This is a genomic window from Streptomyces sp. M41(2017), from assembly GCF_002078175.1.
In the GTDB taxonomy this organism is placed as follows: Bacteria; Actinomycetota; Actinomycetes; order Streptomycetales; family Streptomycetaceae; genus Streptomyces.
In genome coordinates this window covers 1271806-1294881 of the sequence record NZ_MWFK01000002.1, presented here as the reverse complement: position 1 = coordinate 1294881, position 23076 = coordinate 1271806, and the positions used below count along the sequence as shown (strand labels likewise).

Sequence of the window (23076 nt, the reverse complement as noted above, 5' to 3'; positions counted from 1 at the left end):
GAGCGGTGTCACCGGCCGCCGGCCACGAGCAGCGGCGCACCACCGCCCGTGCCGGCCTCCGTCGCGGCCGACAGCAGCCCCCGCGCCGCCAGCTCGGGGATCACGCCCTCCCCGAACCAGTACGCCTCCTCCAGGTGCGGATATCCCGAGAGCACGAAGTGCTCGACACCCAGCGCGTGGTACTCCTCGATCCGGTCGGCGACCTCGGCGTGGCTGCCCACCAGGGCCGTGCCCGCGCCGCCGCGCACCAGGCCGACGCCCGCCCACAGATTCGGCGAGATCTCCAGGCCGTCGCGGGAACCGCCGTGCAGCGCCAGCATCCGCTGCTGGCCCACCGACTCGCTCCGCCCGAGCGCCGCCTGCGCGGCCGCGACCGTGTCCCCGTCGAGATCGTCGAGCAGCCGGTTCGCGGTCGCCCACGCCTCGGCCGACGAGTCCCGCGAGATCGTGTGCAGCCGGATGCCGAACCGGACCGTGCGCCCCTCGCGCTCGGCGAGACCGCGGATCCAGTCCGTCTTCTCCTTCACCTGGGCCGGGGTCTCGCCCCAGGTCAGGTAGACGTCCGCGTGCCGGGCCGCGACCGGTCCCGCCGCGGCCGAGGAGCCGCCGAAGAAGATCTCCGGGAGCGGATCGGGCGGCAGCGCCGTCAGACCGCCCTCGACCTGGTAGTGAACGCCGTCGAAGTCGTACGGCTGCCCGCTCCACACCCCGCGGACGACCGAGAGGAACTCGTCCGTCCGGGCGTACCGCTGGTCGTGCCCGAGGTGGTCCCCGAAACGCCGCTGTTCGGCCGAGTCGCCGCCGGTGACGACGTTCAGGAGCAGCCGCCCGCGCGTCACCCGCTGGTACGTGGCCGCCATCTGGGCCGCGAGCGTCGGCGAGATGACACCCGGCCGGAACGCCACCAGGAACTTCAGCCGCTCGGTGTGCTGGGCGAGGGCCACCGTCGTCAGCCAGGCGTCCTCGCACCAGGTGCCGGTCGGGGTGAGCACCGCCTCGAAGCCCAACTGCTCGGCCGCCTTGGCGATCTGGGCCAGGTACTCGATGTCCGGCGCGCGCACGCCGCTCGGCCGGCGTGACCGGTCGAGGGTGTTGCCGGTGTAGGCGTGCCGGTCCACCAGGGTCCGGCCGTCGCCGCCCGTCGGCAGGAACCAGTGCAGGTGAACGGTCATCAGGACTCCTTGAAGACACGGGGAGCGGTGGTCGACGCCGGCAGGTCACCGTTGAACCGGGGGTCCACGAAACCACTGAAGTCGACCTTGCCCGGCAGCAGCTTCAGACCGGTGAAAGTGTCGGCGATGGCCTGTTCGGAGGCGATCAGCGGCTTGTCGACCGCGACCGCGATGCGGCTCGCGTTGGTCCGCTTCACCGACGCGAGCGCCACCTCGTACGGCAGGCCGGTGTCCTTCGCCCACACCTTCGCCCACGCGTCCGGGTGCTCGTAGACCCAGTCCTGGGCCCGGCGCAGCCGCTGCAGATAGTCCCTGACGGCCGCCGTCTTCTTCTTGTCGCGCAGCGCGCCGGGCGCCGCGACCTGGAAACTGAGCCCGTTGACGACCCCCTCGCCGTCGGCCAGGATCCGCCCCTGCTTCGCCTGCAACACCTGCGAGGTGTACGGGTCCCACACCGCCCACGCGTCCACCCTGCCGCTGGTGAACGCGGCCAGCGCGTCGGCGGGCTGCAGGTACTTCACCTTCACGTCGGCCGGAGTGAGCCCGGCCTTCTTGAGCGAGGCGATCAGCTGGTAGTGCGCGGACGAACCCTGCGCCACGGCGACGGACTTGCCCTTCAGCTCCTCGGGCTTCCGCAGTGTCGAGCCCTTCGGCACGAGGATGGCCTCGCCCTGGGAGTTGCCGTGCCAGGCGGCCACCACCGAGATCTTCGAGTGCGCCCCGGCCGCGAAGACGGGCGGCGTGTTGCCGACGCCGCCGATGTCGACGGCCTTGGCGTTGACGGCCTCCAGGAGCGGTGGGCCGGAGGTGAACGTCGACCATTTGATCGTGTAGTCGAGGTCCTTGAGCTCACCCGCGGCCCGGAGAACCGCCTCGGAACCGCCCTTCTGGTCACCGACGTTGAGCGTGAGGGAGCCCTTGCCGTCGGTGCCGGAACCCGTGCTGGTCTCGGCCGCGGAGTTTCCGCCGCAGGCGGCGAGCAGCAGGGTCAGGGGCAGCAGCAGGGCGGCGGGGACGGGACGTCGTCGCATGGGGTTCCGTTCGTGGAGGTGGGTGAACCGCAGTGGGGTGAAGCCAGGTGAGATGCACGCGCGTGCCGGTGGGTAGGGCGAAGCGACGTGGACCGGCGGACGGGACGGCCGGATTCAGGCGGCCTCGGCGGCGGTGTCGACGCCGAGCCGTTCCAGCAGACCGGCCCGGAGGGCGGCGAACCGGGGATCGGCGATGTCGCGGGGGCGTTCCAGGTCGACGCGGGTCTCGTAGGCGATGACACCGTCGTCCATCACCAGGACACGATCGGCCAGCAGCACGGCCTCCTCGACGTCATGGGTCACCAACAGGACGGCGCAGCCCCTGCGTTGCCACAGCTCGCCGACGAGCCGCTGCGCCTTGATGCGGGTCAGGGCGTCGAGCGCGCCGAACGGCTCGTCGAGCAGCAGCAGGTCGGGTTCGCGGACCAGGGCCCGGGCCAGCGACGCGCGCTGCGCCTCACCGCCGGACAGCGTCTTGGGCCAGGCGTCCGAACGGTGGGTGAGACCGACCTCGGTCAGCGCACGCTCGGCCAGTGCGCGGCCGGGCTTCCCGGGCAGCCCGAGCAGCACGTTGCGCCACACCTTCTTCCACGGCATCAGGCGGGGCGACTGGAACGCCACCGCCTTGCGGCGCGGAACCAGGACGGTGCCCTCGATGTCACGGTCGAGTCCGGCGAGGATCCGCAGCAGCGTCGACTTGCCGCAGCCGCTGCGTCCGAGGAGGGCCACGAACTCGCCCGGCCGCACGTCGAGTCGGAGGTGATCGATGACGGCCCGGCCGTCGAAGGAGCGGGTCAGGCCCTCGACCCGTACGGCCGGGGTCGCCTCGGGGCTCACCGGCCCGTGAACGTCGGTCGCCATTGCAGCAACAGCCTTTCGAGGGTGCGGACGACGAAGTCGGCGAGCAGGCCGAGGAAGGCGTAGACGATCAGGCAGACCACGATCACGTCGGTCCGCAGGAAGTCGCGCGCCTGAACCATCAGGAAGCCGATACCGGCGTCGGCGTTGATCTGCTCCGCGAAGACCAGCGCGAGCCAGGCGATGCCGAGCGAGTAGCGCAGTCCCGTCATCGCGCCGGGCAGCGCACCCGGCAGGATCACGTGCCGCACGAGCCCCCACCGGGACAGGCCGAGGGACTCACCCGCCTCGATGAGCTGGGAGTCGACGCCGCGGATGCCGGCGTAGACGTTCAGATACAGCGGGAACGACACCCCGAGGGTGATGATCGCGACCTTCGGGGTCTCGCCGATGCCGAACCAGATGATGAACAGCGGGATGAGGCCGACGAAGGGCACCGTCCGCAGCATCTGGACGGAGGCGTCCACCAGGTCCTCGCCGATACGGAACAGCCCCGACAACAGGGCGAGTCCGGTGCCCACGAGGGTGCCGAGGAGGAGGCCGACGCCGACGCGTTGCAGGGAGACGCCCATCGCCCCGGGCAGCGAACCGTCCGTGATCAGGTCCCGGCCGACCCGGGCGATGGTGCCCGGGGACGCGAGGACGTCGGGGGTCAACACCCCCGTGCTGCTCCGGAGTTGCCACAGGGCGAGCAGCAGGACAGGTCCGGAGGTGCGACGCAGCCAGCGCGGAACGCGGGCGCGCCGGGTGGAGGCGGGAACGATGGGTTCGAGCTCGGGTGCCGCGTGTGCCGCGTGGCCCGGTCCGCTCGCGGCGTTGCCCGAGGGGCCGTCCTTGGATATGGGCGACATGTCCGGCCCGGGAGAGCCGGGCGGGGCGTGACTGATGCTCATGAAGGCTCCACGGGAGGAGGAGAGCGTCGGGGAAGGGGGTACGCCGGAACCCCGACACGTCGGCGGCTCGGTGTGCGGGCACGGGAGAGCCGTACGTGCGGGTCGGGCGGGGCGCGAGAGCGCTGGGGTGCTAGAGAGCCAAGGTCGTCAGCAGCCGCGGCGACACGCGGCGGAGGCCACCCGCAGCAGGTCGATGTGACCGCGCGTGGTGAGCAGGGCTGAACGCAACATGCGGCAGAAACTAGCCAGCTTGTTGGTGCGCGGTCAACGGTGTCTCGCGGAATGGACCCGGCGTATCACTGCGCGGGCAGTCGGGCGGGTGCGGAATCCGGCGTATGGGAGAGGATTGGAACATGTCCGATGCCTTCACCACGCACGTCCTGAACGTCTCCTCCGGATCGTCCGAGACGGTCGTCGACCTGACCCGCGACTGCGAGGCCTTCCTCCGTGAGGTCGCGGCGGGCCGCGACGGTCTCCTGAACATCTTCGTGCCCCACGCCACCGCCGGGATCGCCGTCATCGAGACCGGCGCGGGCAGCGACGACGACCTCCTCGCCGCGCTGCACACCCTCCTCCCCGCCGACGACCGCTGGCAGCACCGCCACGGCAGCCCCGGCCACGGCCGGGACCACGTCCTTCCGGCGATCGTCCCGCCGCACGCCACCCTGCCGGTGGTGGACGGGAGTCTGGAACTGGGCACGTGGCAGTCGGTGTGTCTCGTCGACACGAACAAGGACAACCCGAACCGTCAGGTCCGGCTGAGTTTCCTCGGCTGAGACCGCACGAGACGACACAGGGCCGTTCCTCCTCACCGGCACGCGTGGAGCCGACGGCCCTCAGGGGCCGCCGGCTCCAACACGCCCGTACGCGACCCCATATGACGTCGCGTCATGCTCGCTCAGCTCGTCGTGCGGTGGCCGCGCTCCGTGGTCCAGTACAGGAGCGCCAGCAGAGGAAGCGCAGCGCCCAGGAGTGTCAGGGCCGTCCAGCCGCCGGCGTGGTAGACGACCGAGCCGAGCTGCGAACCGAGCGCGCCGCCCACGAAGAACGTGGCGATGAAGGCGCTGTTGAGCCGGGCCCGCGCGCCCGCGTCGAGCTGGTAGATCGTGTGCTGGCCGAGGATCAGCGTGGTCTGCACGGCCATGTCGATCAGGATCGCCGCCACGGCGATCAGGACGACGCTGTGCCCGCCGAAGCCCGCCACCGCGAAGGCCAGCGCGGCGGCCACGAACGCGGCGCCCGTCATCGGACGGACCAGGCCCCGGTCGGCCCACCGCCCCGCGAAGGGGGCGACGGCCGCGCCCGCGGCACCGACCAGGGCGAACACACCCACCCCGACAGGGGAGTAGTGGAAGCGGGGACCGGTCAGCACGAAGGAGACCGTCGTCCAGAAGGCGCTGAACGCTCCGAACATTGCCGCCTGGTAGAGCCCCCGGCGCAGCAGCACCGGGTGGGTGCGCACCAGACGGAGCGTGGAGCGCAGGACGTGGTGGTAGGGGATCGTCGTGGTGGGGGCGTGCTCGGGCAGGGCCACCCGCAGTGCTACGGCCAGCAGGGCCATCAGACCGGCGGAGCCGAGGAAGACGACCCGCCAGCCGGCCACGTCGGAGACGAGGCTGCTCAGGGTTCGGGAGAGCAGGATGCCGGTGAGCAGACCGCTCATCACCCGGCCGACGACGCGACCGCGGGCGTGGTCGGACGCGAGGCTCGCGGCGAACGGCACCAGGATCTGGGCGACGACCGAGGTGGCTCCGGCGACCAGTGAGGCGATCAGCAGCATGGGGAAGCTGGTCGCGAGACCCGCCGCCACGAGTGCCAGCGTGGTGACCGTGAGCAGGGCGGTGATCAGGTTCCGCTTCTCCAGGCGGTCGCCGAGCGGGACCAGGAACAGCATGCCGAGGACGTAGCCGACCTGCGTGAGCGTGATGAGCGCTCCGGCCGTCGAGGTGCCGATGTGGAAGACGTCGCTCAGCGAGGAGAGCAGGGGCTGGGCGTAGTACAGGTTGGCGACCGTCATCCCGGAGGCGACGGCCAGCAGTGCGACCAGTCGGCCGGGCACACCGGAGGCGGCCTGTGCCGGTGCGGAGCGGCGGGAGGTCCGGACGTCGGACGATGCGGACATGTGCACCTTCTCGAAAGGCGAGCCGGGAAACCCGGCTCGGGTGGGAACGCCGTGCGGTGACGGCATCCCCTTCGAAGCCGTCACAGGGCACAAGCGCCCGGCCGCCCCTCGGTCTTCCTCACCGGATGCGATGGTTCGGGATGTCAGTCATCTCGAACGGAGATGAGCGTGCGGGCGTGTGGTCACGGGGCGGGGCGCACCGGGTGCCGACTCAGGACGGAGACCCTGTTGAAGGCGTTGATGGTGATCGCCACCCAGATCACGGCGGAGATCTCGTCGTCCGACAGGACACGTCGCGCCGCGGCGTAGGCGGTGTCCTGCGCGCCGCCGTTCGCGGGCTCGGTGGTCGCCTCGGCGAGCGCCAGCGCCGCCCGCTCCCGGTCCGTGAACAGCTCGGTCTCGCGCCACGCGGCCAGGACGCCGAGCCGCCGGGTGGAGTCACCGGCCCGCAGCGCGGCCCTGGTGTGCACGTCCAGGCAGAAGGCGCAGCCGTTGATCTGGGACACCCGCAGGTTGACCAGCTCCACCAGCACCCGGTCCAGGCCCGCTTCGGCGGCGACGGCCCGCACGGCCTCGGACGTCTCGACCAGCGCGTGATAGGCCTTCGGACTCTGCTTGTCGACGAAGACCCGCCGGTCCGTCGCTCCGGCTGCCGTGTCGCTCACCCTCGACTCCTTCGTGGACCGTGCCCGGCCCCGCTGGGCTCCACCGGCACGCTGGTGATCATTGTCCTATGATCCCCGGACGACGATCGGGCGGCCCCCGACGAGCCGTCCGCGACGGGACCCGGGAAGGACACACGGACGCTCCGGTGACGACGTCGGGCGGCGGCGGGACGAGCCGTGGCCGGAACCGGTGACCGTTCACCCCCTCCCGGGAACACGCGGGCGCACGCGGCTACTTCGCGGGGATCTTCTGCTCGAACCAGACGACCTTGCCGCTGCTCACCCTGGTCGCACCCCACCGCAGGGCGAGCTGGTCGACCAGGAACAGACCGCGGCCGCACTCGTCGCCCGGCGCGGCCTGCCGCATCCGGGGCACCAGCGGCGAGTCGTCGGTCACCTCGCAGCGCAGCACCTCGGTGCGCAGCAGCCGCAGCGAGATCGGCCGCGAGGCGAAGCGCACGGCGTTCGTCACGACCTCGCTGACCATCAGCTCCGTCGTGTCGAGCAGGGCGTCCAGACCCCAGCGCCGCAGGGCCCTGCGGATCAGCCGGCGCGCCTGGCCCGCGGTCATCGGATGAGGGGCCAGGTACCAGTAGGCGACGCTGTCCGGCGGGAAGCCCTCGAACCGGGCGGTGAGCAGGGCGATGTCGTCGTCCCGGGTGCCCGGACCGAGCGTCCCGAGGACGTGGTCGCACAGTGTCTCCAGCGAGGCGGGGCCGGCGGCGGTGGTCTGCAGGCGGAGCCGCAGCTCCTCCACACCGCTCCCCACGTCGGTGGTGCGCGACTCGACCAGCCCGTCCGTGTACAGCACCAGGGTCGCCCCGGTGGGCGCGGCCATCTCCACCGACTCGAAGACGACACCTCCGACACCGATCGGGGCGCCGGGCGGGACGTCCAGCACCTGGGCACGGCCGTCCTCGTGCAGCAGCACGGCGGGCGGGTGACCGGCGTTGGCCATCAGCAGGCGATGCGATATCGGGTCGTAGATGGCGTAGAGACAGGTCGCCATGTGATCGCTGCCGAGCCGCTGGGCCTGCTCGTCGAGATGGTGCAGCACCTCGTGGGGCGGCAGGTCGAGGCCGGCGAGGGTCTGCACGATGGTGCGGAGCTGGCCCATGATCGCGGCGGACGTCATGGAGTGCCCCATGACGTCGCCGACGACGAGCGCGACCCGGTTGCCGGGCAGCGGGATCGCGTCGTACCAGTCGCCGCCGACCTGGGCGGTCTTCGAGGCGGGCAGATAGCGGCTGGCCAGCCGCACGCCGGTGGGTTCGGGCAGCGACGACGGGAGCATGGTGTGCTGCAGCGTGTCCGCCACGGCGGCCTCGTGGCCGTACATGACCGCCTTCTGCACCCCGAGCGCCGTGTGGGTGGCCAGTTGGGAGGCGACGAGCAGGTCGTCCGCGGTGAACGCCGGGCGGTCCGCGCACCGGAGCAGCACGACCGTGCCCATGACGTGATGGCTGCCGTGCAGCGGGGCGATGATCAGGCGGTGGCCCGGCGGCAGCGGGCCCGGCGGGTGACCGCCGGATGCGAGCAGTTCGTCGACGGCGGACGCGTTCCCCGGTGCGTCCCCGAAGGCGGGACGCCCGTCCAGCAGCAGTTCCGCGAGACGCCCGCCGCCGGCCGGTTCCACCCGCTCGGCGACCTCCGGCAGGACGGGTGCCGAAGGGCCGTCGGCAGGCCGAGTCCCCGGCGCGTTCCCGGTGGCCGGTGGGCCGGGGACCTCGTCGCCGTGCAGGCGCAGCACGACGGGTGCGGCCGGCCGTTCCGCCCCCACCGGCAGCGGGTCGTCGAGATGGATGTGGATGGCGTCGGCGAACGCGGGGACGGCGGCCCGTCGCAGCTCCCGGAGCGTCTCGTCGAGGTCCATCCCGCGGGCGATCCGCCGTGTCGCCACGTCGAGGTACCGCAGACGGTCGGTCTGCGGCAGGCCGTCCTCGGCCACCGTGGCGAACGGGCCGGTCGCCACGCCGGGCGGACCCGTCGGGGCGACGGGCGTCCCGGCCGCCGCCACGGCAGGTGCGACGGTCACCGCGGCGGACGAGGGAAGGCCGTGCGGCGGGGGAGTTCCCTCATGGGGGATGTGGTGCTCGGTCACGCGATCTGTCCCGTCCGGTGGGTGCGCGGTCCGCGGCTCGGACCGGCCTCCTCAGTCGCTCCGCCGGCAGCAGAGGAAGACCTGCTCCTCCGGCGGGACGTCGGCCACCGAGGGGGCGTACGTGTACGAGGTCTCGTCGACGATCTCGAAACCGGCCGCATCGACGACCTTGTGCAGGTCCTCCCGCAGATAGCCGGACACCCGGATCGTGTTCCCCAGGAACGGGATGGCGAAGTTGTCCACGTCCGCCTCGACCATCGAGAGGGCGAACAGGCCCCCGGGGGCGAGCAGATGACGGATCGTCCGCAGTGCGAGAGGGATCTCGGCGCGGGGCAGCATCAGCAGCGAGAAGAAGGCGGCGACAGCGTCGAAGCGGCCGAGGTCGCGGGGGCCGCCCGGCCGCAGGTCCGCGATGTCGGCCTGGTGGAACGTGCCCTCGGGGACGGCTGCGCCGGCCAGCTTCACCATGCCGGGGGACAGGTCGATGCCGGTGACCTCCAGGCCGGCGTCCGACAACTGGCGCGCGGTCGGTACCCCCGTTCCGCACCCCAGGTCCAGCACGCGCGACCCGGCGGCGAGCGACTCGACCAGCCAGGTGCCGGCCGCGACCTGGCCCTCCTTGTGCGGGAAGGCCTCGTCGTAGCGGTCACCGATGGCGTCGAACGCGTTCGCCTGACCGGTGCGATCGAGCCGCATGCTCTCGTAATCAGTCCCGTGATTGCTGTTGATCACGAAAGTACCTTCCAAGGGGTCGATCGAGTGATTGCGCTATCCGACCGAAAGTGGCCGTGACGAGATCTCCGAGCCGAATCAGACGCTCAGGAGACGTCAATTCGGAACGATAGTCGTTCAATGTTCGGTCGGATGCCAGAGTGGCTGAAGTTGACTCCCGGTCAACGAAGTTGAGGGCCGAGCGCACGGTCAGCCGCGTCTCCGCTCGTCTTCGCGCGCCGCATTCCGTCCCGGGTCCCGGAATCCGCCGAGCGCCGCCTCCCCGTACCGGAACGCGCAATTCGTGGAAGGATCGTGTTCAGTCCCGGACCCGGAGGTTGTCGTGGCCGTACACCGTGTCGGACTGGTCGTCCACCAGGGACGGACGGCGGCCGACGACGCCGCCCGTGCCGTGCACGACTGGTGCGCGGCGCGCGGCATCCGGTGCACCGAGATCGACGTGTGGGCCAAGGACCATCAGCGTCGAGGTGGTCGTGCGGAGGCCGAAGCGGCCGGAAACCCGGACCTCGTCGTCACGCTCGGCGGCGACGGCACCTTCCTCCGTGGCGCCCGCATCGCCCTCAAGAGCGACGCCAGTGTGCTGGGCGTCGACCTCGGCAAGGTCGGCTTCCTCACCGAGGTGCCCGCGGCCGCCGTCACCGAGGCGCTGGACTCCGTCCACGACGGCCACGCGGTGGTCGAGGAGCGCATGACCCTCACCATGCGCGCGTCCCGGGCCCTGGAGATCCCCGCGGGCATGGAGGCCCTGCTCCACTACGGGCGTGGCCCCGCGCTGCCGCCGCCCCTGGTCCGGCCCGAGACGACCGAGGGGGACGGCTGGGGGGTCGCCCTGGACGTCATGGCCCTCAATGACGTCGTCCTCGAGAAGCTGGCCCGGGACCGTCAGGTCAGCGTCGGCGTCTACATGGCCGGACGGCGACTGGCCTCCTACTCCGCGGACGCCTTCGCCGTCGCCACGCCCACCGGCTCGACGGCGTACAGCTTCGCCGCCGGCGGTCCCGTGCTCTCCCCGCACATGGACGCGGTGGTCTTCACGCCGATCGCCCCCCACATGACCTTCAACCGCAGCGTGGTGGCCGCGCCGGACGAGCCCGTCGCCCTGCGGGTGCTGCCCCACTCGGGTCAGGCGGCCGTCAGCATCGACGGCCAACTGCGCGGCGTCGTCGATCCCGGCGACTGGATCGGGGTCTTCCGGGCCCCGCAGCGGGTGCGCCTCATCCGGCTGCGACCGACCGACTTCTACGGCCGGCTGCGGGAGCGGTTCCGGCTGACCGACGCGCCGGCCACCGCCGCCGACGCGGAAGCCGCTCCGTTCTTCCGTCCCGACAGCCCCGTCCCGCCGGACCTCGCCGGGCTGCGGCTGCCGCCGCCCTCGGCGGCGCGCTGACGGAAGCCGCGCACCACCGGCCCGGCCCGGTGATCGCCGCGCACACGACGGGCCGGGCGCCATCGATGTCGAACTTCCCGCATCCGGCCGTCGATCCGCCGCTGACCCGTCCGGGGCGGATGCCCCGGCCCCGGCCCGGCGGGGGAGCGGGACGGACCTCGGCGTACGCCCACCCCGCGGGCGCCGACCGGCAGGCGGCGCCGACCGTGCGCGCGTCGACCGACAGCGCGCACCGACCGTGGGCGTGCCGTGCCCTTCAGTGGGCGCCGACCGTAGGTGTGCCGTCCCGGCCGGCGCTGACCACGCGAGCGCCGGCCCCTGGGCGGGTGTCGACGGACCAGGACCGCGAGATCCCCTCGCGGCGACCTCGGACGGACCGCCGTCCAGGACCGTGCGACCTCGGACGGACCGCCCGCTCAGGACCGCGCGGCCTCGGCCGCGAGCCAGTCGTACGCGGCGCGTGCCGTGAACTCGCTCTGGCCGCCGCGGAACAGGAGGTCGGCCCCGGCGAACGCGGGGTCGCCGGCCTGCGCGGCGACGTAGGGAACGGCGACGCAGCGCATGCCGGCCGCGTGTGCCGCGGTCGCCCCCGGTGCGGCGTCCTCCAGGACCACGCAGCCGGACGGATCGGCGCCGAGCCGGCGTGCCGCCTCCAGGAAGACGTCGGGGGCGGGCTTGCCGTGCGCGACCTCGTCGGCCGAGACGGCGGTCGTCACGAGAGCGGCCAGCCCCGTCCCGGTGAGGATCGCCTCGATCGCCGCGGGAGAGGAACCCGAGGCCACGGCCATCGGGACGCCCTCGGCGGCCAGCAGTTCCACGAACCGGCGCATCTCCGGGTAGACGTGGGTGGAGGCGCGGGCCAGCTCCAGATAGCGGCGGTTCTTCTCGGCGAGCAGGTCGTCGAGCGGTGCCCTCAGCCCGTAGCGCTCCCTCCAGAGCGCAAGGGTCTCCCGGGTGCTGACGCCGACGTACCGCTCGTGGTCGGCCCAGGTGAAGTCCGTGACCCCCTGCCCGGCGAGGGTCTGACGTCCGGCTTCGAAGTAGTTCGGTTCACTGTCCACGAGCGTTCCGTCGAGATCGAAGATGACCGAGATCCTGCCGAGAGTGCTCATGCGCTCCAGGATGCCCACCGCCCCCGGGCCGTCGTGGCCGCCCCCCGCCTCAGCCCCCGGCTTCCCGCCCGATCGACTCGACCAGCGGCAGCAGCCGGTGCGGGACGCGCTCGCGCAGCGTCACCTCGGTACGGGTGCGCACCACGCCGGGCAGGCTGATCAGGGACTGGATCACGTCCTCCAGGTGGGCGTTGTCGCGGGCGGCGACGCGGGTGATCAGATCACCGCCACCGGTGATCGAGAACGCCTCGATGATCTCCGGCACGGTGGCGAGGGCGTCACCCACATCGTCGAGATGGCCCTGCGTGACCTCGATGTGCACGAAGGCGAGCACCGGGTGGCCGAGGGCCGCGGGGGAGAGCGCCGGCGCGGTCCCCGTGATCACGCCATCACGCTCCAGCCGGTCCAGGCGGGCCTGGAGCGTGCCGCGGGCGACGCCGAGGATGCGGGCGTACTCGCGCACGCTGGTGCGTGGCTGCTCCAACAGCAGACGCAGGATGCGGGTGTCCAGTTTGTCCACGGCCATGGTCCGTTGGCCTCTCTGTGGCCGACAACGATCGTGCGCCACTGTACCAATGGCCCAGTCATGGGCGAGCCGGTTGAGCCAGGCGCACGCTCCTGCTTACCGTGTGCGTATTCATGGCGCTGCGCAGCGCCGGACGGCAAGGTCGCCGTACCGGACCCGCGGCGCCTTTCGTATGCGCGGACGTGCCTGTCGAACCGGTGCGGAAGAGCGAAGTGGGGGCGGGCGGCCGACGGTGAAGAAGATGTTCATGGCTCCGGACCCGGGACTGTTCCGGCTGCGGGTCTCGCTCCGGGCGGTCCTCGGGATCGGCCTGGCGGTGACCCTCTGCGAGCTGGCCGGGCTCTCGCTCCCCGCGTCCGTCACCGGCGGACTCGCGGCGCTCCTCGCCCTGTTCACCGTCGGTGACCCGACGGTCCGCGGGCAGGCCGGCACGACCGCCCTGCTCCCCGTGGTCGGCCTGCCGGTCCTGGCGCTCGCCACCGCGCTGCACGGCACGCCGACGCTGCGCGACGCGAGCTGGCTCGCCGTCGTCTTCGCCGGGGTCCACGCCCGCCGCTGGGGACCGCGCGGACACGCGCTCGGCATCTTCGCGTTCATGATGTTCTTCGCCACCCAGTTCCTGCACGCCGTCCCGGGCCAGCTCCCGCAGCTGTACGCGGCCGTCGCGCTGTCGCTCGCGGCGTCCTCGGCGGTGCGCTTCGGCGTCTGGTGCGTGGAGCGGCGCACCGCCCTGCCCGTGGCGCCGGTACCGCTGGACGGACGCGGCCTCGCCCGCCCCGCCACCCGTCAGGCCTTCCAGGCGACGGCGGCCTGCGCCTTCGCGCTCGTCGCCGGTCAGCTGCTCTCGCACGACCGCTGGTACTGGGCCGTCGGCACCGCCTGGTGGATCTTCGTGAACACGGCCTCGCGCGGCGAGACGCTGGTCCGCGGTTTCCGGCGGGTCGTCGGCACCGTCGCCGGGATCGGGGCGGGGCTCCTGGTCGCCGTACCGCTGCACGGCGCGCCGGCGCCCACCGCCGTGCTCGTCGCCGTGTGCGTCTTCGGGATCTTCTACACGGCGGCGCTGTCGTACAGCTGGATGATGTTCTTCGTCACCGTCATGGCCGGTCTGCTGTACGGCCTGCTCGGTGTGCTGCACCCCGGTCTGCTCGGGCTCCGGTTCGCCGAGACCGCCGTCGGCGCGCTCGGCGCTGCCCTCGCCGTGGCCTTCGTCCTGCCGATCACGACCCATGCCGTGACCGACCGGTGGATCGAGCGGGCCCTGCACGCCGTGCACGGGTGCACCGCGGCGGCGGCCCGGCGCCTCGCGGGCGACGCCCAGGCGGACCCCGCGCCGCGCGCGGGGGAGCTCGAAGCACTCCTGGGGCGCGTACGGCTGTCCCTCGCGCCCCTCGTTCACCCGCTCAACCCGATGCGCGAACGCCGGGCACGGGCCCGCGCGGTCCTCGCCCTGCTCGACGACTGTGCCCGCGAGGTGCGCGGTCTCGCCGCCGTCGCCGCCGATCCGGACGCCTCCCACGACGCCCGCCTGACGGCGGCCTGCCGACGGGTCGAGACCGCGATGGAGTCCCTGGTCGGCGCCGTGCCGGGCGGCGCGCTGGACGCCCACCACGGCGCTCCCGGACACCACCCCGGGGCCGAGCAGGCGCTCGCCCATCTCCATGGCCTGGAGCGGGCACTCGTCGACCTGGCGACGCCGTTGCGCGGCTCCCGGCTCGTCGGCGCCTGACGCTCCCTCGCCCGGCGCCGTCCCGCGTTCTGTCCCGTTTCGGTGGACACCGATGCCCGGAATGGGGCAGATTTACCGGCCACGTACAGGGTGGATCAACACTCCCGCCGGGTAACTCCGCGGCCATCGGACGCACGGACACCGCGGGCCGTGCCGGAGTGGCCCCGCGGGCGGATCTCTTGGGGGCGGCACCATGCGCGACTTCCCGCGCGAAACCAGACACGAAGAGCGCGGCGCGGACGGCCCGATCGACGGGGGCGCCGGTGGCGCGGACGGCCGGAGGGGTACGGACACCGGTGGCGCGGACGGCCCGAGGGGCACGGGCGCCGGCGGTGTGGACGGCCCGAGGGGCACGGGCGCCGATGGCGCGGCGGGCGCCGGGGACGTCACGGCCGGGCCGCCGCCGACCGGTGGCGGCGAGGGGCCGGGCGGCTGGCTGGAACGCCTCAGGTACGCCGACGACCCTGGAGTCCCCGCGGACACGCCCCGGACGGAGGGTGCCTCCGTGTCGGTCGTCCCGCTCGACGCCCGCCACCCCGGCGCGGTCACCGGCACCCGCACCCTGCACGCGCGGCTCGACGCCGTGGCACGGTTGCTGACCGGCCCGGGCACCGTGCCGCCGCCTCCGCCGCTTCCCGGGCTCCGGGGGCGCCTGGTCCCCGGACCCCCCGCGCGCGACGGTCGGAGCTGTCCCGTCGCCGGGGACGGCCGGACCGCCCCGGGAACGGGCACGGGCACGCACCGCGTCGATCGGGCTCCCGCTCTGGCTCCCGTTCCGGAGCGGCCGAGCCCCGGCCTCCACGAACTGCTTCGCGCCGCCAATGAGTTCATCGTCCTGCACCACAGCGAGGAGCGTCTCGGCGATCCGGCCGGCCGTCTCGCCGCCGTGCGCGCGGAGATCGCGGACACGGGGACCTACCGGCACACCACGGGCGAACTGGTCTTCGGCGCGCGGGTCGCCTGGCGCAACGCCAACCGCTGCATCGGCCGGCTGTACTGGAACTCGCTGACCGTGCGCGACCGCAGGGACGTGAGGGACGCCCGGGGGGTCGCGGAGGAGTGCGCCGAGCACCTGCGCGAAGCCACTCGCGACGGCCGCATCCGGGCCCTCATCACCGTCTTCGCGCCCGACGCGCCGGACCGGCCGGCCCCCAGGATCTGGAACGAACAGCTCGTCCGGTACGCCGGATACCCGCGTCCCGACGGCGGAGTGACCGGCGACCCGCGCAACACCGGCCTCACCGAAGCCGCCCGCCGGCTCGGCTGGCCCGGCGGCCCCGGCACCCCCTTCGACGTCCTGCCGCTGCTGGTCCAGGACGCCGGCGCCCGGCCGCGCTGGTTCGAGCTGCCCGAGGACGCGGTCCTCGAAGTCGATCTCACGCACCCGGAGCACGCCTGGTGGCCCTCCCTCGGCCTGCGCTGGCACGCGGTGCCCGCCCTCTCCGACATGTGCCTGGAGATCGGCGGCATCTGCTACCCCGCCGCGCCGTTCAACGGCTGGTACATGGGCACCGAGATCGGCGCCCGCAACCTCGCCGACACCGACCGCTACGACCTGTTGCCCGTCGTCGCCGAACGCCTCGGCCTCGACACCCGCACCGACCGCTCCCTGTGGAAGGACCGCGCCCTGGTCGAGCTGAACCGTTCCGTCCTGCACTCCTTCGACAGCGCGGGCGTCACGGTCACCGACCACCACACCGAGTCCCGGCGCTTCCTCACGCACCTGGGCCGCGAGGAACGGAAGGGCCGCCGGGTGGGCGCCGACTGGTCGTGGATCGTGCCGCCGATCTCCGCCAGCGCCACGCCGGTCTTCCATCGCACCTACGAGACCGTCGAACGGAATCCGGCCTACGTCCATCACCCGGAGGCACTCGAACGGGCGCGGGGCGCGGGCGACTTGTGACGAGGGACGTCCGAAGCGCCCCGGGCCCGGGGCGCCCGGACACGGCCGGTCCGTCCGGAGGCGACGGACACCGCCCACCGCGGGAGCGCGGGCCGACGCGTTCCGGCACGCGGCCCGGCGTGAGGCCGGGCGGCCACCCGGTACCCCGTGCACCAGCCCTGGTCTAGACCGCGGAACCCCGGCTGCTACCGTCGCCCCCGAGCACGCGGGACCGAGAGGGGACAGCTGTGACAGGCGGCGGCAAGCGGCAACAGAGGGCGTACATCGGCTCGTTCACGGCGGCGGGAGGCCGCGGTGTCCTCACCGCGGCCGTGGACCCGGACAACGGCGCGCTGACCGTCCTGAGCGCGGTCGACGGAGTCCCCGACCCCTCGTACCTGGCCCTGTCTCCTGCCGGGGACACCCTCTACGCCGTCAGCGAGACGGCCGACGGCGCCGTGGCCGCCTACCGCGTGCACGCCGACAAACCGGAACTGACCGGCCCGCCGACCCGGATCGGCGGCAGCGGTCCCACGCACCTGAGCGTCTTCGACGGACACGTGCTGACCGCCAACTACGGCTCCGGCAGCGTCTCCGTCCTCCCCGTGCGTCCCGGCGGCGGTCTCGCCGGGGCCGCGTCCAGCGTGCTCCGCCACACCGGTTCGGGACCGCACACGCCCCGCCAACAGGGCCCGCACGCCCACCAGGTGCAGCCCGACCCCACCGGCCGCTGGGCGGTCAGCGTGGACCTCGGAACGGACTCCGTCCGCGTCTGCGCCCTCGAAGGCGGCGAACTCACCGTGCACCGCGAGATCGCCCTGCGCCCCGGCTCCGGGCCGCGCCACCTCGCCTTCCACCCCGGCGGCGAACACGCCTACGTCCTCAACGAACTCGCCCCGACCGTCACCGTCTGCCGCTGGGACGCCGCCGAGGGCTCGCTGCGGCCGGTCGGTGAGACGCCGGTGCTGACTGGTGTCCCGGACGGTGACGCGTTCCCGTCGGGCATCGCCGTCTCGCCCGACGGCCGCTTCGTGTGGACCGCCACACGCGGCCAGGACGTCGTCTCCGTCCTCACGCCCGACGCGGTGGGCGAGGGGCTCCGACTGGTCGCCACGGTGCCCTGTGGCGGCGTCTGGCCCCGCGCGCTGACCGTCGATCCCTCGGGCCGCTTCCTGTACGCCGCCAACGAGCGCTCCGGCGACGTGACCTGGTTCGTCGTGGACCCGGACACGGGCGTGCCGCGCCGCGGTGGGTCGGTCGAGGCGCCCGCCGCGTCCTGCGTGGTGTTCGGCTGAGCGACCGCGTCGCCACGGCTCCCGCGGGTGCCGGGCACGGGCACCGACGGAGCGCACGGTCACGGCCCGCGGCGCGGGGACACCGCGACCGTTCCTCCAAGGTGCGCCGACCGGGCGCGCAGGGCACCGAAGGCACCCGGCACCGGACGACGCCAGGCGCCCCGCACACGGAAAGGGCCCGCTCCTGTCACAGGAGCGGGCCCTTTCCGTACGCCTCGGACGCGCCGTCCGGGTCGAGGGGCCCACGGCCGGGGCGGCGGGTCAGCGGACCGGCGCACCCTGGGTCTGCGGCGGGGCGATGCCCAGCGCCGACGTGTACTGGGCCAGCGCGAGCTTGCCGATCGCCGGGTACGGGCCGAGGGCCTCGGCGGCGTGGCAGCCGGCCTCCTTGGCCGCCGCTTCGAGCAGACCGGAATCGAGCTCCGGGCCGATCAGGTACGGGGCCAGCGCGAGCTGCTGCGAACCGGAGTTGCGCAGTTCCTCGGCGACGGCCGCGATCGAGCCCTCCTCGTCGAGGGCCGCCGCCATGACGGGCACCGCGAGCCGCGCGGCGAGCAGCATGCCGGTGATGCCCGCTGCCTGAACGGCCTCCTCGCCGCCCACCGCGGCGAGCACGATGCCGTCCGCGGCGGTCGCCACGGTGAACAGGCGGGCGCGGTCGGCGCGGGCCAGACCGGCCTCGGAGAGCCGCACGTGCAGCGCCTCGGCGAGCAGCGGGTGCGGGCCGAGGACATCGGTCAGTTCGGCCGCGACACGGCTCTCCATGACCGCCTGGCGGACGCGGCGCAGCAGCGCGTTGTCCGGACCGGCGAGCAGCGGCACGACGATGGCGACCGGGCCGTCGGGCTCGGCCACGTCGGAACCGGCGGCACGGGCCTGCTCGAAGCGCGCGGCGCGCTCCTCGGAGGCCCGGACCAGCGCGGACTGCAGCGTGGGGAACTCGTCGTCCCCGTCCAGGTACCCGATACGGGCGTCGAGGCCGGGGAGCTCGGAGCGCGCGATGCTCACGACCTCCTCGGCGAGGCTGCGCGTGGCGGCGCTGGGGGTGCCCGGCACCGCGAGGAGGAGCGCGGGCGCGCCCTCGGGAGCCGCCAGGGGCTCCGGACGGCGGTGCCGTCCGGGCTGGCGGGGTCGCGGCATTCGTACTGGCAGGCCGGACGCGGGCCCAGTGGGGGAGCTCATGGCGCCGCATGTTACTGGCTTCTCGGGTTCCCCTGTTCGGGGAGGGTGCAGGTGAGCGGTATCCGTCCGCTTTTGTCTGATGAGTTACGTACCGATCAGAAGTGATCGGTACTCATCGCCTTGTCGGTCCTACGCCGAATTCAGAGCATCGATTTCCGGATAGGGCTTTTCAGCCACCACGTACAGCATCCGGTCGTCCTGGGGGAGTGCGAGCCTGCCGTCCGCCAGGGCGACGGCGATCCGGAGCGCTCCGTCGAGCGGGTCGCCCGCGGCGGGCACCAGCCGCGCGTGCGGTACCCGCGCGGCCAACTCCTCGCGCAGCGGGGCGAGAAGCGGCTCGCCCATCCTGAACAGGCCTCCGGTGAGCGCGAGGAGCGGCTCGCCGTCGGGCGGGCAGGCGGCCGCCGCCGACTCGGCCATGTGCCGTGCGGCGGTCCGCAGGATGTCCGCGGCCACCGGGTCGCTCCCGGCGCGGGCGGCGACCTGCGGGGCGAAGGAGGCGAGCACGGCAGGCCGGTCGGTGCGCGGGTACAGACGGCCCGGCAGCTCGGACATCGGCCCGAACACCTCCTCGGCCCCCGCCAGCAGCTCCCGCGAACCGCCCTGCCGACCGTCGAAGGCCCGCAGAGCAGCCTCCAGCCCCGCTCGCCCGATCCAGGCGCCCCCGCCGCAGTCGCCGAGCAGATGTCCCCAGCCGTCGGCCCTGCGCCACGACGTGAGGTCGGTCCCGATCGCGATCATGCCGGTGCCCGCGGCGATCACCGCACCGGCCCGCGGACCCAGAGCGCCGGTGTACGCGGTCACCGCGTCGGCCACCAACGCGAGCCGCCGTACGCCGAGTTCACGCTCCAGAGCTGCGGGAAGCTCGTCCCGCAGCTCGTCACCGAGCGTCGCCAGGCCCGCCGCGCCCACGGCCACCGCACCGAGCCGCACGGCACCGGCGTCGTCCATCAACCGGCCCGCCATCGGGAGCAGTTGCTCCATCAGGTGGGCCGCCGAGATGCCCCGCGGCCCGGTGCGGACCGGTTCCCCTGAGGTCAGAGGGTCGCTCAGCGCGACCGGTGCGGCGGCCGTCAGCCCTTCTCGACCTGCGGCGGTCCCGGCGTCGTACGCCGTCCCGTGCGCCGCGAGGACCGCGCGCAGCCCGGAACCGCCCGAGTCCACCGCCAGCACGACGGAGGGGCCCAGGGCGTCCTGTCGCGACTCGCCTCCGGCGCCGGGGGTCACGGCAGGCGCCAGTCCACCGGCTGGGCTCCCTGCCTGACCAGCAGGTCGTTGGCGCGGCTGAAGGGGCGGGACCCGAAGAAGCCGCGGTCGGCCGACATGGGGGAGGGGTGCGAGGACTCCACCGACGGCAGATCACCCAGCAGAGGGCGGAGGTTGCGGGCGTCGCGGCCCCACAGGACCGACACCAGCGGGCGCCCGCGGGCGGCCAGCGCCCGGATCGCCTGCTCGGTGACCTCCTCCCAGCCCTTGCCGCGGTGGGCGGCCGGGCTCCGGGGGGCCGTGGTGAGCGCCCTGTTGAGCAACAGCACGCCCTGCCGCGTCCACGGCGTGAGGTCGCCGTCGGACGGCTGCGGCAGCCCCAGGTCGGTGGTCAGCTCGCGGTAGATGTTGATCAGGCTCGGCGGCAGCGGACGCACGTCCGGGGCCACCGAGAACGACAGGCCCACCGCGTGTCCCGGTGTCGGGTACGGGTCCTGCCCGACGATGAGGACGCGCACCTCGTCGAAGGGCTGCTGGAACGCCCGCAGGACGTTCGCGCCGGCCGGTAGATAGGTGCGTCCCGCGGCGATCTCCGCGCGCAGGAAGTCGCCCATCTCGGCGACCCGTCCGGCGACGGGTTCGAGGGCTTTCGCCCAGCCCGGTTCGACGATCTCATGCAACGGTCGTGGTGCCACGGCGTCACCCTACTGCCGCACCCACGACGGAGATCAACCGGTGCCGTCCGCCGATCACGGATGACCGTTTCACCGGCACATCGGGCCTTCACCGGACAAGATGCCTTTGCCCGGGGGGTGTTGTGGTCCCCCGGAACCGCGGACGGCCCGAGGTCAGGCCAGGACCGCCGCGCGGACGCACAGGACGTCCGGCAGGTGCGAGGCGAGCTGCTCCCAGGAGTCGCCGTCGTCCGCGGAGGCGTAGACCTCGCCGTTGCGATTGCCGAAGTACACACCGGCCGGGTCGGCGTCGTCCGTGCACAGGGCGTCGCGCAGCACCGTGCCGTAGTGGTCCCCCGTGGGCAGGCCCGCCGTGAGCGGCTCCCAGCTCCGTCCCGCGTCCGAGGTCCGGAAGACGCGGCATCTCCGGCCGGCCGGCACTCGGTCGGCGTCCGCGTTGATGGGGAAGACGTACGCCGTGTCGCCCCGGTGCGGATGGGTCGCGGCGGCGAATCCGAACGTCGACGGCAGGCCGGCGCCGATGTCGGTCCACCGTCCGCCCGCGTCGTCACTGCGGTACACACCCCAGTGGTTCTGGAGGTAGAGGCGGTCGGGGTCCGCGGCGTCGCGCGCGACCTTGTGCACACACTGCCCGAACTCCGGATCGGGGTCCGGCAGGAAGACCGCGGAGACACCGGAGTTGGCGGGCTCCCAGCTCGCGCCGCCGTCGCCGGTGCGGAACACGCCGGCCGTCGAGACGGCGACCGTGAGGGCCTTCGGGTCGCGCTCGTCGGTCAGGATCGTGTGCAGCCCCTCACCGCCGCCGCCGGGCACCCACCGGGAACGGGTCGGGTGCTCCCAGAGCGGACGGACGAGTTCGAAGGACTCGCCCCGGTCCGTCGACCGGTACAACGCGGCCGGCTCCGTCCCCGCGTACACCACGTCGGGCTCGGCGGCCGCCGGATGCAGCTGCCAGACGCGCTCCAGGGACGCGCCCGTCTCCTTGGGGAACCGCACCGCCGGACGGGCCGGCTCGGTCCAGCTCCGGCCGAGGTCGTCCGAGTGGAACACGGAGGGACCCCAGTGGGCGCTGTCCCCGCCCGCCAGCAGCCGCAGCCGATTCCCCCGGGTGTCGATCGCGACCGAGTACACGGCCTGCGCGTTGAAGTACGGACTCTCGTCGAACGCCCAGACACCGGAGTGCCGGCGGCCGATGAAGAGGCCCTTACGTGTGCCCACGGTGAGAAGCACGTCGACCATGTCCGGTCACCTCCGCGACCTCGTCGTCTGCGTCACCGGCCAGTCTGCACCGCGCCACTGACAACGACCCGCGGCTCGCTGGTTCGCGCTGGTCGGCGGGTCGCGCCGGCGTCACCGCCGAGGACCCCGGAGGCCGGTCCGGAGAAGGTTCTCCGCGCGTCCCGACGGTCCCGGGGCCCACGAGCGGGCGCGAACACGTGAGCACCGGGGGGAGCGGGTCCGTAAGGGAGGGAGATGTGGCGGGTCGGCGTGGCGGTGAGGAGGATGCCCTTGATGGCGGCATTCCGTGGTCCGAAGAGGTGGCTGTGGCGGTGGCGGGGCAACCCGCTGCGGCGGCGCAGCGATGCCCTGGAGGGCTGGGTCCTCCTGGCCGCCTGGGCGTTCACCGTGTTCGGCGGGGCGGTCACCGGTCTTGCCGCCACCCAGGCGGTCGAGGACGGGCTGGCCCGGCAGCGGGCGGCCCGGCACTCCGCGACCGCCCGGCTCACCGAGGACGTGCCACCGGCGAGCGCGACCGGGTCCGGCGCCCGTGTCGTGTGGGCGAAGGCCCGCTGGACGACGGCGGACGGCGCGCCCCGCTCCGGGCAGATCCGCGTCGAGGCGGGCAGCGCGGCGGGCACCCCGGTGGCCGTGTGGACCGATCCCGAGGGCCGTCTGGTCGGCCGACCGGCCACCGTCGCCCAGGCCCGCGTCCGGGCGTCCCTGGTCGGCGCCCTCGTCGGCGTCAGCGCGGCGGGCATCCCCTTCGTCTCCGGTCGGCTGGTCCGCGCCCGCCTGGAACGGCGCCGCATGGAGCAGTGGGACGCCGAATGGCAACGCGTCGGCCCCCTCTGGGGCCGCATGACCAGCTGACCGGGACGGCCGCGTCTTCCCAGGGCACCGCGTCTCGCAGGTCCCGCGGCAACACCCCACGGACAGGATCCGGCGCGCCCCCCACGGTGCCCAGCACGCCGTCCAGCCCCCCCGCGCACACGGCCGCTCCTGGCGCCGGGCCCTGGCCGGCCGCCGACCCGACTGCGGGCTGCCGTCCCCGGCTCACGACGGCCACGGAACGCGCTTCTCTCGCCCCCCGGCGGTTCGCCGCACCCCGACGGCCGCTCACGGGGGCGGGCCGGAGGTCGAAGCCGGCCCGCGGGGCCACCGCCCCGCCGGTCTCCGCGACCACCCCCGCGCGCCGTCGACGCCTGCTCAGCAGGGCTGCCGCACCAGCCGTCCCGCACGCGGTCCGTCGTGCAGCGCGCCCGCGCCT

At 73.6% G+C, this 23076-nt stretch carries 20 protein-coding genes; 6 read left to right on the top strand and 14 right to left on the bottom strand.

Annotated features, from left to right (window positions below):
• Positions 1-8: 8 nt before the first annotated feature.
• From B0675_RS31365 to B0675_RS31350, 4 genes are all read right to left on the bottom strand, one after another.
• Complete coding sequence (locus B0675_RS31365; RefSeq protein ID WP_081222983.1) at positions 9-1172, bottom strand: LLM class flavin-dependent oxidoreductase; 1164 nt, start codon at positions 1170-1172, stop codon at positions 9-11.
• Positions 1172-2203 (bottom strand): ABC transporter substrate-binding protein, encoded by a 1032-nt coding sequence (locus B0675_RS31360; RefSeq protein WP_081222982.1) that lies wholly within the window; start codon positions 2201-2203, stop codon positions 1172-1174. Before B0675_RS31360 ends, B0675_RS31365 begins: the two co-directional genes overlap by 1 nt.
• A gap of 114 nt (positions 2204-2317) precedes the next feature.
• Positions 2318-3064, bottom strand: a complete 747-nt coding sequence (locus tag B0675_RS31355) for an ABC transporter ATP-binding protein (protein ID WP_081222981.1) — start codon at positions 3062-3064, stop codon at positions 2318-2320.
• The gene (locus tag B0675_RS31350) at positions 3037-3954 is read right to left on the bottom strand and encodes an ABC transporter permease (protein ID WP_081222980.1); all 918 of its coding nucleotides are present in this window, start codon (positions 3952-3954) and stop codon (positions 3037-3039) included. The genes B0675_RS31355 and B0675_RS31350 overlap by 28 nt, the downstream gene beginning before the upstream one ends.
• Before the next feature lie 353 nt (positions 3955-4307).
• Here B0675_RS31350 and B0675_RS31345 point away from each other — a divergent pair, with 353 nt between their 5' ends.
• Positions 4308-4730 carry a secondary thiamine-phosphate synthase enzyme YjbQ gene (locus B0675_RS31345; RefSeq protein WP_081222979.1) on the top strand — a complete coding sequence of 141 codons (423 nt, stop codon included), beginning with the start codon at positions 4308-4310 and terminating at the stop codon, positions 4728-4730.
• 122 nt (positions 4731-4852) lie between these two features.
• Here the strand turns inward: B0675_RS31345 and B0675_RS31340 are convergent, their stop codons facing one another.
• From B0675_RS31340 to B0675_RS31325, 4 genes are all read right to left on the bottom strand, one after another.
• Positions 4853-6076 (bottom strand): MFS transporter, encoded by a 1224-nt coding sequence (locus tag B0675_RS31340; protein ID WP_081222978.1) that lies wholly within the window; start codon positions 6074-6076, stop codon positions 4853-4855.
• 182 nt (positions 6077-6258) lie between these two features.
• A complete protein-coding gene (locus B0675_RS31335) occupies positions 6259-6741 on the bottom strand; it encodes a carboxymuconolactone decarboxylase family protein (protein WP_081222977.1) in 483 nt (160 codons plus the stop codon).
• Positions 6742-6973: 232 nt separating this feature from the next.
• Positions 6974-8614, bottom strand: a complete 1641-nt coding sequence (locus B0675_RS31330; RefSeq protein ID WP_347110957.1) for a SpoIIE family protein phosphatase — start codon at positions 8612-8614, stop codon at positions 6974-6976.
• A 279-nt stretch (positions 8615-8893) separates the two neighbouring features.
• A complete protein-coding gene (locus tag B0675_RS31325; RefSeq protein ID WP_081222975.1) occupies positions 8894-9538 on the bottom strand; it encodes a class I SAM-dependent methyltransferase in 645 nt (214 codons plus the stop codon).
• A 358-nt stretch (positions 9539-9896) separates the two neighbouring features.
• Between B0675_RS31325 and B0675_RS31320 the strand changes: the two genes are divergently transcribed.
• The gene (locus B0675_RS31320) at positions 9897-10961 is read left to right on the top strand and encodes an NAD(+)/NADH kinase (protein ID WP_081222974.1); all 1065 of its coding nucleotides are present in this window, start codon (positions 9897-9899) and stop codon (positions 10959-10961) included.
• Positions 10962-11377: 416 nt separating this feature from the next.
• Here B0675_RS31320 and B0675_RS31315 read toward each other — a convergent pair whose 3' ends face one another.
• Together B0675_RS31315 and B0675_RS31310 are read right to left on the bottom strand one after the other, a co-directional pair.
• Complete coding sequence (locus tag B0675_RS31315) at positions 11378-12073, bottom strand: HAD family phosphatase (RefSeq protein WP_081223992.1); 696 nt, start codon at positions 12071-12073, stop codon at positions 11378-11380.
• Between the two features lie 49 nt (positions 12074-12122).
• The gene (locus tag B0675_RS31310; protein ID WP_081222973.1) at positions 12123-12599 is read right to left on the bottom strand and encodes an Lrp/AsnC family transcriptional regulator; all 477 of its coding nucleotides are present in this window, start codon (positions 12597-12599) and stop codon (positions 12123-12125) included.
• Between the two features lie 241 nt (positions 12600-12840).
• Between B0675_RS31310 and B0675_RS31305 the strand changes: the two genes are divergently transcribed.
• The 3 genes from B0675_RS31305 to B0675_RS31295 all read left to right on the top strand — a co-directional run bounded on the left by B0675_RS31305 (position 12841) and on the right by B0675_RS31295 (position 17505).
• Positions 12841-14328, top strand: coding sequence for an FUSC family protein (locus tag B0675_RS31305; protein WP_081223991.1), 1488 nt, complete (start codon positions 12841-12843; stop codon positions 14326-14328).
• 805 nt (positions 14329-15133) lie between these two features.
• Entirely contained in the window at positions 15134-16231 is a 1098-nt protein-coding gene (locus B0675_RS40790) for a nitric oxide synthase oxygenase (RefSeq protein ID WP_107482949.1), read from the top strand.
• 227 nt (positions 16232-16458) lie between these two features.
• A complete protein-coding gene (locus B0675_RS31295; protein WP_081222971.1) occupies positions 16459-17505 on the top strand; it encodes a lactonase family protein in 1047 nt (348 codons plus the stop codon).
• A 261-nt stretch (positions 17506-17766) separates the two neighbouring features.
• Here B0675_RS31295 and B0675_RS31290 read toward each other — a convergent pair whose 3' ends face one another.
• From B0675_RS31290 to B0675_RS31275, 4 genes are all read right to left on the bottom strand, one after another.
• Complete coding sequence (locus B0675_RS31290) at positions 17767-18687, bottom strand: hypothetical protein (RefSeq protein ID WP_107482885.1); 921 nt, start codon at positions 18685-18687, stop codon at positions 17767-17769.
• Between the two features lie 129 nt (positions 18688-18816).
• Positions 18817-19914 carry a BadF/BadG/BcrA/BcrD ATPase family protein gene (locus tag B0675_RS31285; RefSeq protein WP_241540063.1) on the bottom strand — a complete coding sequence of 366 codons (1098 nt, stop codon included), beginning with the start codon at positions 19912-19914 and terminating at the stop codon, positions 18817-18819.
• The gene (locus B0675_RS31280) at positions 19911-20588 is read right to left on the bottom strand and encodes a uracil-DNA glycosylase (protein ID WP_081222969.1); all 678 of its coding nucleotides are present in this window, start codon (positions 20586-20588) and stop codon (positions 19911-19913) included. Before B0675_RS31280 ends, B0675_RS31285 begins: the two co-directional genes overlap by 4 nt.
• Before the next feature lie 153 nt (positions 20589-20741).
• Complete coding sequence (locus tag B0675_RS31275; RefSeq protein WP_081222968.1) at positions 20742-21827, bottom strand: glycosyl hydrolase; 1086 nt, start codon at positions 21825-21827, stop codon at positions 20742-20744.
• A 273-nt stretch (positions 21828-22100) separates the two neighbouring features.
• Here B0675_RS31275 and B0675_RS31270 point away from each other — a divergent pair, with 273 nt between their 5' ends.
• Positions 22101-22679 carry a hypothetical protein gene (locus B0675_RS31270; protein ID WP_081222967.1) on the top strand — a complete coding sequence of 193 codons (579 nt, stop codon included), beginning with the start codon at positions 22101-22103 and terminating at the stop codon, positions 22677-22679.
• The last annotated feature ends 397 nt before the right edge of the window (positions 22680-23076 follow it).